The sequence below is a fragment of the Acinetobacter sp. GXMZU3951 genome, from assembly GCF_054457875.1.
Genome location: NZ_JBTLFO010000002.1, coordinates 274,760 through 287,668 on the forward strand (window position 1 = coordinate 274,760; position 12,909 = coordinate 287,668).

Sequence of the window (12,909 nt, forward strand, 5' to 3'; positions counted from 1 at the left end):
ATCATAAGGAGCAGTGCCATGGTTGAGGACGCTCAGCAGCTTTTAGCCATGTGGTTGAAAGCGCGCGAAATCCAAAATCAATCTCAATTGACCTTATTGGCTTATGAGCGAGATGTGGGGGACTTTTTACAATTTTGTGCGCAAAAGAAATTAATGCTGCAAGATGTAGAAACCGCAGATTTACGCGAATATTTGGCGGTGAAAGTTGAGCATCAGCAGTTGAGTTCTAGTAGCTTGCAACGACTGCTGTCGGCTATACGCCAATTTATGAAATGGGCGCAGGAAGGGCAATATCTGACCATGAACCCTTCCGATGATTTTCAGCTAAAACGTCAGCCACGCCCACTCCCCGGAATGATTGATATTGAAACGATTCAACAGATTTTAGATCAGGCTGAACCTGAAAAGGAATCCGATAAGGAATTATGGCGACGTGATCGAGCCATTTTAGAGCTGCTTTATTCCAGTGGTTTACGCTTGGCAGAGATTCAAAGTATAAAAATTAAAGATATTGATTTTAATCGTCAATTATTACGCATTACGGGTAAAGGCAATAAAACTCGTGTGGTTCCGTTTGGCTCTAAAGCGAAAACAGCACTCATGGACTGGTTGGCCTTGTATCCCCAATGGCAGGGTGATTTTGTACCGGATGCACAGGTGTTTATTACCCGTAAAGGTAATCCGCTAGGTGCACGACAAATTGAAAATCGGGTCAAATTTCAGGCTCAACGGGCAGGCGTAAATGTCGATTTACATCCACACTTGTTGCGACACTGTTTTGCCAGTCATATGTTGTCGAATAGTGGAGATTTGCGGGCAGTACAGGAAATGTTGGGACATAGTAATTTAAGTACCACGCAAATTTATACTCATGTCGATTTTGACCGTTTAGCTAACGTATATGATCAGGCTCATCCTCGAGCGCAATTCAAAAATCAGACATAATTTGCAGCTATGCTATCGAAAAAAACCTCTCCAATGTTGCAAGGGCTTTGGTACAAAACTTGCTAAATACAAGTTAGAGCCGCATGGGAGGTTTTTGTACTATTGTAGAATAATAAAAAACCAGAAGATAACGTATAAGTGTCGTGTGATAACAGAAATTGATGCACACGGCTTGGTTTAATTTTAAAGGGTAGAGGATTGCAGACCATGATTGCCAACATACAAGAAAAATATGAGCAGCTGAACGAAGTGCAAAAGGAGATTTTTGCAGGCTATGGTTTGCGTCAAATTAAGCATTTTATTGAATATTGCTTACCAGAAGTTCAACCGCTGTTGCCTGAAAACTCAGTGATTGATGGTATTAATACCTCAGGTATGGTTCAAGCCACGCAACAAGACACGCAAAAGTGCTATGTCTGGAATGGCACGACATGGGATGTTTCTGCCAGCCATCTACCGATTATGGATACGACACAAAATTTTCAATCGGTCTGGGAAATTTTTACTTTGTCCAATTATGAGTTGATTGAACTCAGTCATGTTCATCGAGATTTTTTAGGTCATGCCCATGTTTGAGCGCAATCTACTGCGCCGAATGGAATAAAGGACATGTTTTTGCAAGCTACTGTCTGCTGGCAGGGCAGGATGTAAGAATTCCTGTTGATACTGCATACCTAGACGCTGTATTACAGCTTGAGAGGGATGGTTTATTGATGCAGTGAAAGCCACAACTTCATGAAGATGCAGTGTTTGAAATGCAAAATTCAGTGTAAGTTGTGCTGCTTCAGTGGCATAGCCATAGCCCCAATACTCTTGAGCGAAACGCCAACCCATTTCAGTACACGGGGAAAAGCAAAATTGATCGGGCTGATAATGCAATCCTGTCATGCCGATTTCAATTCTACCGCCCAAAAACCCCAGCCTTGTGCTGTAATTAAAGCTTGTAACTTATCAATGAGTTGATCACTTTCAGCCCGAGATAAACATTTGGGGAAATAACGCATCACGGCTGGATCGGCATTGAGCTGATAAAAGGGCAAACGATCCGATTCTTGCCAAGGCCGTAAAATCAAGCGGCTACTTTCAAGTTGCATCTGCATCAAGTCCCTTATAAATCTTCTAAAGGCAACTGAAAGCTTTGTTTAATAATTTGGCTTGGTAAATCGGTCTTAACGCTGGTAATGCCATTTTTCTTGGTTAAATGAGTCGACTGAAATTTGCGATAGCTTTCTAGGTCTGGCACCACCACTTTCAGCATGGCATCACATTCACCTAAAATAATATAGCATTCCATGACCTGAGGCAGTTCCTTCATGGCTTCAATAAAACAGTCAATGGTTTCAGCATCCTGACCGACCAGCCAAATGCGTGAAAATAAAATCAGTTGAAAACCAATTTTTTGTGGATCAACTACCGTGGTGTAGTTCTGGATCACTCCTGCTTCTTCTAACAGTTTGACTCGACGTAAACAAGAAGATGGGGAAAGTCCGACTTCTTTAGCTAAATCATTATTTTGAATCCGACCATTTTGTTGCAATGCTTGAATGATACTTTTATCAATGCGATCTAGCTTGATTAAAATATTCTTGGAAGATGGTTTCATAAAGTAGAATTAAATTCGAAAAATAAATCTAATTATAGAATATTTGCAATCCTATTTTATATAAATTCGCAGATACTAATTTTCACTTTCAGTCTATCTGGGAAAGGGAAAAGGATATGTCTGTATATTTACTCTTTGCGTTGACCGTTTTACCACTAGTGTGTACCCCAGGACCTGACATGCTGTTTATTTTTTCGCAAGTCATGGCGAAAGGATTAAAGGCCGGCATTATGGCGACTTGGGGCGTGTGTATGGGATATATGGTGCATTCGGTCTTAGTTGCCTTGGGGATTGCAGCAATTCTGGTTTCTTTTCCGATGCTATTTGAAACAATTCGCTGGTTAGGGATTGCCTATCTTTTATATCTTGCTTTTAGTTTGTTTCGCGCAGTCTTTAACAGCAAAGCCTTGCATGTGCCTAAAGCACAAGCAGGGAGTCCGATTGCTAAAGGATTTTTAACTTCGTTGCTGAACCCGAAAGGCATGCTGATTTATTTTGCCATTTTGCCGCAGTTTATGCGCAATGCAGAAAATACCGTGACACAAGGATTAATCTTATCTTTTATTTTCATAGGCTTATGCCTTGTGGTGTATACCGCTTTAAGTTTTGTGATTGCTAAAATTACGGCAAATGCTCAATTAGATGCCAAAAAACAAAAATGGGTCGATGCAGGTTCAGGCGGTTTATTGATGCTGGCTGCAACATGGTTAATTGCGCATTAAGTCGAACAAGCATGCTGTGATTCATAGCATGCTTGTTTTGCAGAAAATCTTAGCGTCATGCCGATCGGATATTCATGCTGTTGAACAGCAAGCTTAAAAATTTGAACTGGATCTTTCAAACATCACTTTGCTGTCAAAAATGACAAGATCAATACAGTTTTAACTCCCATGAGAATGTCGTATATAGCGCCAATCAACTTAAGAATTTTCAGAATTGATCAGAAATAATTATGAGCTAAATAAAGTAAAAAAATAATAAAAATCAATGCATAAAAATAGTACGAACCCAGCTGGGTTTTAAAATGAAATTGGATGCAAATAAAACTTTGAACGCTGCGTTCAGCCATTTTTACGCATTTTTACTCTTGATTCGGCAATTGTGACTTGACCGAAATGCCATACGCATTGCAAGATAGGACACCTAAAAAATTTTAAGTGAAGAGTTAGTTTAACTTTTCTCAACATTTACTTTTGCTAAAACAGCCGAGGATTACATGAAGGCTCTTGTTGCTGTAAAACGTGTGGTTGATGCCAACGTTAAAGTTCGCGTTAAACCGGACAATAGTGGGGTAGACCTTACTAACGTTAAGATGTCAATTAACCCATTCTGTGAAATCGCAGTGGAAGAAGCGGTTCGCTTAAAAGAAAAAGGAACTGTTTCAGAAATCGTTGTTGTTTCTATTGGTCCTAAAGAAGCTCAAGAACAAATTCGTTCTGCAATGGCACTTGGCGCTGACCGCGGTATCCTAGTTGAAGCTGATGACAGCCAACTTGGTGCTCTAGAAGTTGCTAAAATCCTGAAAGGTGTTGTTGAAGCTGAACAACCACAATTAATTCTTCTGGGTAAACAAGCGATTGATGACGACTCTAACCAAGTTGGTCAAATGCTTGGCGCACTTTTAGGTGCAGGTCAAGGTACGTTCGCATCAGAAGTTAAAGTTGATGGCGACAAAGTACAAGTAACTCGTGAAGTTGATGGCGGTTTACAAACTGTTGAATTATCACTTCCAGCAATCATCACTACGGACTTACGTTTGAACGAGCCACGTTATGCTGCTCTTCCAAACATCATGAAAGCGCGTAAAAAACCGCTTGATACTAAGTCTCCAGCTGATTTTGGTGTTACAACGACAACTAAACTTAAAACAGTTAAAGTTGAACCACCTGCTGACCGTAAAGCTGGCGTACAAGTGAAATCTGTAGATGAGCTTGTTGAAAAATTGAAAAATGAAGCGAAAGTGATCTAATACAGAAGGATAAAATCATGAGTATTTTAGTTATCGCTGAGCACGACAACAAGACACTTAACGGTGCAACTTTAAACGTTGTTGCTGCTGCACAAAAAATTGGTGGTGATATCACTGTATTGGTAGCTGGTGCTGGTGCACAAGCTGTTGCGGATGCTGCTGCAAAAGTTGCAGGCGTAAGCAAAGTATTACTTGCTGACAACGCTGTTTATGCAAACCAATTGGCTGAAAATGTTGCTGCTTTAGTGGCTGACATTGCTAAAGGTGGTTTCAAACACGTATTGGCGGCTTCTACCACCACCGGCAAGAACATTCTTCCACGCGTAGCTGCACTTCTTGACGTCAGCATGATCACAGACATTATTGCTGTTGAATCTGCAAATACATTCAAGCGTCCAATCTATGCGGGTAACGCGATTGCGACTGTTCAATCTGACGAAGCGATCATTGTTGGTACGATCCGTGGTACAGCGTTTGATGCTGTTGCTGCTGAAGGTGGTGCTGCAGCGGTTGAAGCTGTAAGTGAAGTTAAAGATGCGGGTATCTCTAAGTTTGTTGCTGAAGAGATCGTAAAATCTGAACGTCCAGAATTAACAGCTGCGCGTATTGTAGTTTCTGGTGGTCGTGGTGTGGGTTCTGGCGAGAACTACCACAAAGTACTTGACCCATTAGCAGACAAGCTTGGTGCTGCTCAAGGTGCTTCACGTGCTGCGGTAGACGCTGGCTTCGTTCCTAACGACATGCAAGTGGGTCAAACAGGTAAAATCGTTGCTCCTGACTTGTATATCGCTGTCGGTATCTCTGGTGCGATTCAGCACTTGGCGGGTATGAAAGACTCTAAAGTGATCGTTGCGATCAACAAAGATGAAGAAGCGCCAATTAACGCGGTTGCTGACTACTGGTTAGTGGGTGACTTAAACACTGTAGTGCCAGAATTAGTATCTAAAATCTAATAACTGAACTGCTGTAGTTTAAAAAACGCCCTTTACAGGGCGTTTTTTTATATTGATGCCTCAGTAGTGATGGTATTCGTGCTGCTTTTTGCCAGCTTGAAAGTTACGACCTGTGATAAATCAAGCCGCTTCAAACATGAAATCTTCATTTTTCCTTCTTATAACTTATATAAAACAAGCATTTAAATCTTTTTACACAACGCGGCACACCGCATGAAACTTTAGCTTAATTTTCCACTTAAATTAACGCCACTTATTGTTTAAAAAAAATACGATAAATAAAGGAAAACTAACGAAATTAACTCATCTAATTCACCACCTAAAAGTGATAAAATATGCTAAAATTTACGGCTGTATTTTAGTTTTTTAGCTCAATTTCCTGAGTTAAATTTTTGCAAGATTTAAGATATATAAATGCGGGCAGAACATCTGCTTGTATAACAAGGAGTATGCATGAGCGTATCGGAAATTAGACCGATTGCCATTGAGGATGAACTCAAGCACTCGTATTTGGACTATGCAATGAGCGTGATTGTATCGCGCGCTTTACCTGATGTACGAGATGGTCTAAAACCTGTTCATCGTCGTGTGCTTTATGCAATGCACGAATTGGGTAATGACTACAACAAAGCGTACAAAAAGTCTGCCCGTGTTGTAGGTGACGTAATCGGTAAATATCACCCACATGGTGACTCTGCTGTTTATGAAACTATTGTTCGTATGGCGCAAGACTTTAGTTTGCGTTACATGTTGGTTGATGGTCAAGGTAACTTCGGTTCTGTAGATGGCGATAGCGCTGCTGCGATGCGTTATACCGAAGTACGTATGCAAAAATTGACCCATGAGATTTTGGCGGATTTAGAAAAAGATACCGTTGACTGGGAAGATAACTACGACGGTTCTGAGCGCATTCCTCAAGTAATGCCAACCCGCATCCCGAATTTGCTGATTAATGGTGCAACCGGTATTGCGGTAGGTATGGCGACCAATATGGCGCCACATAACATGACCGAAGTCGTGAATGCTTGTCTGGCGTATGCTGATGACCCCAATATTAGCATTGAAGGTTTGATGCAGCATATTTCGGGTCCAGACTTCCCTACAGGCGGCATTATCTACGGTAAATCAGGCATTGTTGATGCTTACCGTACTGGTAAGGGGCGTTTGCATATTCGTGGTAAGTATCATTTTGAAGAAGATGAGAAAACCGGTCGCATCACGATTGTCTTTACTGAAATTCCTTATCAGGTGAACAAGGCGAGAACCATTGAGCGTATTGCTGAATTGGTGAAAGAGAAAAAACTGGAAGGTATCTCTGAGCTTCGTGACGAATCAGATAAAGAAGGGATGCGTATCGCCATTGATTTAAAACGTGGTGAAAATGCTGAAGTTGTGGTGAACAACTTGTTCTTGCATACCCAACTTGAAAATTCCTTCAGCATTAACATGGTCTGCCTAGACAATGGGCAACCAAAGTTAATGAATCTTAAAGATATCATTGCGGCATTTATCCGTCATCGCCAAGAAGTGGTGACACGCCGTACCATGTTTGAATTGCGTAAAGCACGCGAACGTGGCCATATCTTAGAAGGTTTGACGGTTGCGCTAGCCAATATCGATCAAATTATTGAAACCATTAAAACTTCTGCCAATCCTGCAGAAGCGCGTGAGCGTTTACAAGCGGGTGAGTGGGCAGCGGGTAGTGTGGTGGCCTTGCTCGAAAAAGCAGGTTCAATTTCTATCCGTCCAGACGAAATTGAAGGTGAAGATCTAAATCGTCCATTTGGTTTAGATGGTCAAGTGTATCGTTTGTCGCCAACTCAGGTGGGGGCGATTCTAGAGCTACGTTTACATCGTTTAACGGGTCTTGAGCAAGACAAACTGCATGCCGAATACACAGAGATTCTGGGACAAATTGCTGAATATACAGCCATTCTGAATGACTTTAACTTGCTGATGACAGTCATTAAAGAAGAATTGGCGTTAATTCTGCAACAATATGGCGATGCACGTCGTACTGAAATCGTGGAATCACGCGTTGACTTCTGTCGTGAAGACTTGATTCCTGAAGAGCAAGTGGTATTAACCGTTTCACAAACTGGTTATGCAAAAACGCAGCCGTTGTCTGACTATGCGGCACAACGTCGCGGCGGACGTGGTAAATCTGCAACTTCGATGAAAGAAGATGATTACATTCAACATCTGATTGTGACTTCGAACCATGCAACAGTGTTGTGCTTTACCAATGTCGGTAAAGTGTATCGCTTGAAAGTATTTGAAGTTCCACAGGCGTCACGTGGGGCAAAAGGCCGTCCAATGGTGAACTTGTTACCATTAGAAGCTGATGAAACCATTACCGCTATTTTACCGGTGATTGATGCACCGAAGAAATTTAAAGACCGTTTAGCGGACTTTAAAGCCTATGTCCGTGCCAACGTGGTGAAACTACGTGAAAACAGTGTTATTGAAGCACATTATGAAGCCTTAAAAGCCTCATTTGATGAGCTTGCCGCTGATGCTGATGAATTGTCGGATGGCTTGCGTAAGCAGTTAAAAGAGTTGGGCGTAGAGCTTTCTGCAACAGATTTAGATGATGAAATCGTTGCCGAATTTGCGGAATTGGTCGAAAACCTGCGTAAAAACTTCTTTGTCTTTATGGCAACGGCTTCAGGTACAGTCAAACGTGTAGAGCTGGAACAATTCAGTAATGTTCGTTCAAACGGCTTACGTGCAATTGAATTGAACGAAGAAGATACCTTGATTGGTGTGGCGATTACCGATGGCGAACAGCAAATTATGTTGTTCTCAAATGAAGGTAAAGCCATTCGTTTTGCTGAGACGGATGTTCGTGCCATGGGGCGTTCAGCCAAAGGCGTGCGCGGTATGCGTGTGACGATAGGCTCAACGCAGGCTGAAGAAGCTGAAGAAGTGGATTCGGATGAAGATGATGCAATAGATGCCAGCTTTATTAGCCGTATTGTTTCTTTAGTGGTTGTGCCTGAAACAGGGGAAGTGCTATGTGCTTCAGCCAATGGTTATGGCAAACGTACACCTGTCGATGACTTCCCAACCAAGAAACGTGGTGGTAAAGGCGTAATTGCCATTAAGACCTCAGAACGTAATGGTGAATTGGTTGGTGCAGTGGCAATTGATGAAACCAAAGAACTGATGCTGATTTCGGATGGTGGTACGCTAGTCCGTACCCGCGCTTCTGAAGTTGCACAAACAGGTCGTAATGCACAAGGTGTTCGTCTTATCCGTTTAGGAGAGGATGAAACATTGGTGGGTGTTGAAGCAATTGATGCTGTAGAAGAAGATGATATTGAAGCTGTTGAATCGTTAGTTGCTAATGAAACTTTAGTGGATGATGTAACGCTTTTTGATGAAGCTCAGGATGAATCAGATTTGAATGAATCTGAAGAAGACTAAGTTTGATCTCTCAGAAAAGGACGCTACGGCGTCCTTTTTTTGTGCATAGATTCTAATAGAGCTTCATGTTGTGAGCTTATGATGATGGAGTCATTGAGAAATTCATGAGCAAAAGCAAGTTTGATATAAAAATTATACAACTGTATGAACTTTGCTTTTTATATACTAGCCGCAGTGAATTGAACCCATAGGTTGAAAATGAAAGCAAAGCTTCTCTGTTTTAGCGTCATGTTGGCACTGGCAGGATGTGAACTTGGACAAAATCAAGATGCCATACCGAATCCGAGTCCTGAACAAGAAAAAGCAGCACAACAAGCTTACGAGGCTTTTAAGCAGGCTGATTTTGACCAACTTTATCGCTATTTTGAACCTGAATTAAAAGCCGATTTTATGCAGCATGAAAATGATATGCGTAAATTTGCCAAAACGATTCCTCAGCAGGCCATAACCAATCAAAAAATCGTTTCCAAAAAAATTGAAACGGAAACAGATAAACCCAGTTTATATAAAGTCAGTTATGAGTATGCTTATGGCAATAAAAACCTAGTGCAATATGATGTCGGGTTCGATCAAGCGGGCGGAAGTACTAAAATTCGTGCATTTGATGTGAAGGTCTTTGGGGCTTCGACCAACTAAACAGCTTATTTTTGTGCTGCTAAGTATGTACTTTTAATAGATCCATAGACTTAGCTGGTTGATCTGGCGCATGATTTGCTTAGCATTTGCTACGGCTTAACCGCCAATAGCTCAAGAGTAAGCAAATTGCCGCAAATGTGGCTAAATAAATCAGTTTAGGGATCACCATTGACGTTGGGACTCCCATTTGATTGAGTTGAATAAACATTTGAATGGCTTGGGTTGAAGGCAAGCTTAAACCCAACAGTTTCATCCATTCCGGCATGGCTGCATGTGGCCATGCTGCTCCTGAGAGCAAAAATAAAGGAATTGAGGTAAAGACAATCACATGCCCAGCACGTTCAGGAATATCCAGAAAGGAGGCCAGTAATAGGCTGAACCCGATCACACAGCTCATGTAGATGGGTACGGCAAGCAACATGCCGAAGAAATTGCCACCGCGAGGGTAATCATACAGCCAGAAGGTAAAACCAAATAAATAGAAACAACCGAGGCAGCCAATGGTCAAGATGGCTGCAAATAAGCCCCAAAACTCTACGCTTTTAGTTTTCCAACCGTTATTGCGATATCCCGCTACCAACATGCATACACCTAAAACAATGGTCTGATGAATGATTAATGGTGCAATCGCTGGGAAAATGTAACTGCCATAACCCGACAGAGTATTGAACAAAGGTATTTGGTGAATCGAAAGGGCAGGGGGAAAATGCGAAATCTGCCCAAACTTTTCCGTGTGTTCAGCCAGTGTATTTTCAATTGCTGTGGCGAGTCCTAAGCCAATCTGTTTGGTTCTTAAAAAATAGGCGGCACTCAGGTATAAGCCTACACCGCCCACTTCACCGCGGTGTAGGCTATTGGAGAGATTGTCAGGCAATAATAAAATACCATCTGCGTGTTGCTGTTTGATCATGGCTTCAGCTTCAGCAAAATTGCCTGTTACTGCACGTACCTGAATATTGGGGCTATGACTGGCCGCATTAATAATATTTGCAGTCAGTACACTTTGCTCTTCATCTACAATGACAATCGGTAAAGCTTCGGCATGTTGTGCTTTATACGCCGTGGGATAAAAAAAGCTATAAAAAAAGACCGAAAGAATCATCGTAGTTAAAATTGAACTATTTTTGGCAATATCCCGAAAGGTCTTCAGATAATAGGATAAAAATAGTTTAAATCTGTGCTTCATACCTGCACCTCAATACGACGCTTTTTGAGTAAAAAGAGGGAGGCTGCATAATAAAACAGGCAGTAAAATGCCAAAATCAAACAGGGCCATAGCGAAAGTTGTACTGGACTACCAATCACCCATTGTTCTGTTTGTAATTTTGCATAAGGGGTATAGGGAATAATATTGGCCCAAAACTGGGTAAAAACAGGGGCATTGTTTAATGGTAGTGTTACACCAGCAAAGCTTAAGGATGATCCCCCATAAACCGCAATAAAACCAAAGGTTTTTGATAGATTATTGGTAGCAAGCACCACGGTGGCGCTGATACAGGCATAGGCAAAATAAAAGAGAAACTGAGCAAGGAGCAATAGGGCTAAATTGCCTGCAATAAACCAGCCACGAATTTCGATTAACCAGAACATCCATAGCCAGGTCCAGAAACTAAAGATTAAGACATAGGTCAATAATTTACTCAGTAAAGCGGTCCATAGATTAGGCACATCTAACCAGAGCCGTGATGGTTGAAATTGAAATTCTTGTCCAATTGCAAAGGCAACACAACAGCAAAGCAATAAATGTAAAACCGCAGGAAGGACAAACGGTTCTAAATAGAATTCGTAGCTTAAACTAGGATTATACAGCGGAGAAATTTTTACATTCGGCGTTGGAAGTTCTATATAGGGGAGACTATTGGCTAAATAATGTTGCCCCATATAATTAGCCATGCCTTGTAGAGTACTACTGAGCATGGCTGATGAAATAGCATTGCCGACACTGAAATAACTTTGATTGAAGGCAATCGCGATTTCGGCATCTTTGGCATTCACTAGGCGTTGTTCAGCACCTTCTGGAATCAGGACATAACCCCAAATTTTAGTTTCATTGAGCAGTTGCTCAACCTGATGCGTATCTGAGCTTATGCTATAAATGGACAAGCTTTGATTGTGTGTTAAATATTTTTCAATATTTCGACTCAGACTGCTTTGATCTTGATCAATAATGGCAATCGGTAAATGTTCAGGCTTGCCTTGCGCAAACATGCAGCTAAATAACACAATCACCAACAGCGGGGCGAGTGTAACTAAACACAAGTCCCACTTATGGGTCGCTAAATAGCGCAGTTCACGCCAAAAACCTGACCACATCAGGATTGCTCTTTGACTTTAAAGATCACACTCATTCCGACTCTAAGATCGGCAATCGGGCTGATCGGCGTTAAGTGTAATTTGAAACTCCGAATATCATAGCCACTCGTTTGTCGGGTGGTTTTGATTGTGGCAAATTCACCTTCAGCATCAATACTCTCGATTTTAAACTGCGCAGTTTTATTTAAAGCAGGAATGTAACCGTCTAATGTCTTGGCTTGATAGACTTGGGCATACTGATCTTCCCGAACATTCAAACTCACCCATTTTTCATCATCCAGAATGATACTCATGACCGGTACACCCATCGCGACCAGTTCAGACACTTTGCCGTAGGTTTTAGAAACCGTACCTTTCACTGGAGAAAATAATTGGGTTTCTGCTTCCAGCGCGTTGGCTTCTGCGACTGCCGCTTTGGCAATTTCAACTTGAGCATCAGCCGTCGTTTTTTGTTCACTGGTACTGCCACGTTTGGCACGGGCATATTGCTGGTACGCTGCTTCAGTCAGCTGACTGGCTGACTGTGCTGCTGCCTGCATTTCGTCACGACGTTGGCGAGAGATGACACCTTCTTGATACAGTTTGGCACCCCGTTGATACGTTGTTTCAGCTAAATTTTGTTGGGCTTTCATGGCTTGCCAATTTGCATACAGGGTATCAATATTTTCCTGTTGTGAACCACGATCTGCTGTGGCTTGTAAGGCCAAAGCCGATTGTAGGCTGGCCAGTGTCTGTTGTTTTTTCGTATCAATTTCGGGACTGTACAAACGCACTAAGGGCTGATTTTTCTCGACTTTTTGCCCATCATGAACGTAAATTTCTTCAATGCGGCTCGGAATTTTGGTACTGATATGTAGTGTTTCGGCTTCAACACGACCCTGAATTTCAACCATTTTCGGTTGATAGCTTTGCCATAAGCCAAAGGCAATTAAACCCAGTAATAAGATGATTGCCACACTCAGCGCGATTTTAATTTTTGCCGATTTTGAGTTTTGAGCAGGTTCTGGCTTTGGTGTGGATGAGGCATGTGTTTCAGTATTGCTCTGTTGTTGCTCCATCAT

General features: G+C 41.8%; 11 protein-coding genes and 1 pseudogene. 7 read left to right on the plus strand and 5 right to left on the minus strand.

Annotation, left to right across the window (positions count from 1 at the left end; translation table 11 throughout):
* Positions 1-18 precede the first annotated feature (18 nt).
* Together xerA and ACX17N_RS04425 are read left to right on the plus strand one after the other, a co-directional pair.
* Positions 19-945: a site-specific tyrosine recombinase/integron integrase gene (gene xerA, locus ACX17N_RS04420; RefSeq protein WP_458891352.1), complete on the plus strand. Its 927-nt coding sequence runs from the start codon at positions 19-21 to the stop codon at positions 943-945.
* 207 nt (positions 946-1,152) lie between these two features.
* Positions 1,153-1,521: a hypothetical protein gene (locus ACX17N_RS04425; RefSeq protein ID WP_458891353.1), complete on the plus strand. Its 369-nt coding sequence runs from the start codon at positions 1,153-1,155 to the stop codon at positions 1,519-1,521.
* Here the strand turns inward: ACX17N_RS04425 and ACX17N_RS04430 are convergent.
* Positions 1,501-2,039 (minus strand): annotated as a pseudogene (locus ACX17N_RS04430) (GNAT family N-acetyltransferase). The gene ACX17N_RS04425 and the pseudogene ACX17N_RS04430 overlap by 21 nt on opposite strands.
* 14 nt (positions 2,040-2,053) lie before the next feature.
* On the minus strand, positions 2,054-2,548 hold the full coding sequence (locus ACX17N_RS04435; RefSeq protein WP_458891354.1) for an Lrp/AsnC family transcriptional regulator: 495 nt from the start codon (positions 2,546-2,548) through the stop codon (positions 2,054-2,056).
* A gap of 116 nt (positions 2,549-2,664) precedes the next feature.
* On the opposite strand from ACX17N_RS04435, the gene ACX17N_RS04440 reads away from it, so the two are divergent.
* The 5 genes from ACX17N_RS04440 (at position 2,665) to ACX17N_RS04460 (ending at position 9,535) form a co-directional block, all read left to right on the plus strand.
* Entirely contained in the window at positions 2,665-3,270 is a 606-nt protein-coding gene (locus ACX17N_RS04440) for a LysE family translocator (RefSeq protein WP_458891355.1), read from the plus strand.
* Positions 3,271-3,764: 494 nt separating this feature from the next.
* Complete coding sequence (locus tag ACX17N_RS04445; protein WP_458891356.1) at positions 3,765-4,517, plus strand: electron transfer flavoprotein subunit beta/FixA family protein; 753 nt, start codon at positions 3,765-3,767, stop codon at positions 4,515-4,517.
* Between the two features lie 17 nt (positions 4,518-4,534).
* Positions 4,535-5,470 (plus strand): FAD-binding protein, encoded by a 936-nt coding sequence (locus ACX17N_RS04450; RefSeq protein ID WP_458891357.1) that lies wholly within the window; start codon positions 4,535-4,537, stop codon positions 5,468-5,470.
* 453 nt (positions 5,471-5,923) lie between these two features.
* Positions 5,924-8,899: a DNA gyrase subunit A gene (gene gyrA, locus ACX17N_RS04455; RefSeq protein WP_458891358.1), complete on the plus strand. Its 2,976-nt coding sequence runs from the start codon at positions 5,924-5,926 to the stop codon at positions 8,897-8,899.
* Positions 8,900-9,097: 198 nt separating this feature from the next.
* Positions 9,098-9,535 carry a DUF3887 domain-containing protein gene (locus ACX17N_RS04460; RefSeq protein ID WP_458891359.1) on the plus strand — a complete coding sequence of 146 codons (438 nt, stop codon included), beginning with the start codon at positions 9,098-9,100 and terminating at the stop codon, positions 9,533-9,535.
* A gap of 79 nt (positions 9,536-9,614) precedes the next feature.
* On the opposite strand, the gene ACX17N_RS04465 is transcribed toward ACX17N_RS04460, so the two are convergent.
* From ACX17N_RS04465 to ACX17N_RS04475, 3 genes are read right to left on the minus strand one after another with little or no spacing between them, the layout of a single operon-like run.
* Positions 9,615-10,721 (minus strand): ABC transporter permease, encoded by a 1,107-nt coding sequence (locus ACX17N_RS04465; RefSeq protein WP_458891360.1) that lies wholly within the window; start codon positions 10,719-10,721, stop codon positions 9,615-9,617.
* On the minus strand, positions 10,718-11,848 hold the full coding sequence (locus ACX17N_RS04470) for an ABC transporter permease (protein WP_458891361.1): 1,131 nt from the start codon (positions 11,846-11,848) through the stop codon (positions 10,718-10,720). Before ACX17N_RS04470 ends, ACX17N_RS04465 begins: the two co-directional genes overlap by 4 nt.
* A complete protein-coding gene (locus ACX17N_RS04475) occupies positions 11,848-12,909 on the minus strand; it encodes an HlyD family secretion protein (RefSeq protein ID WP_458891609.1) in 1,062 nt (353 codons plus the stop codon). Before ACX17N_RS04475 ends, ACX17N_RS04470 begins: the two co-directional genes overlap by 1 nt.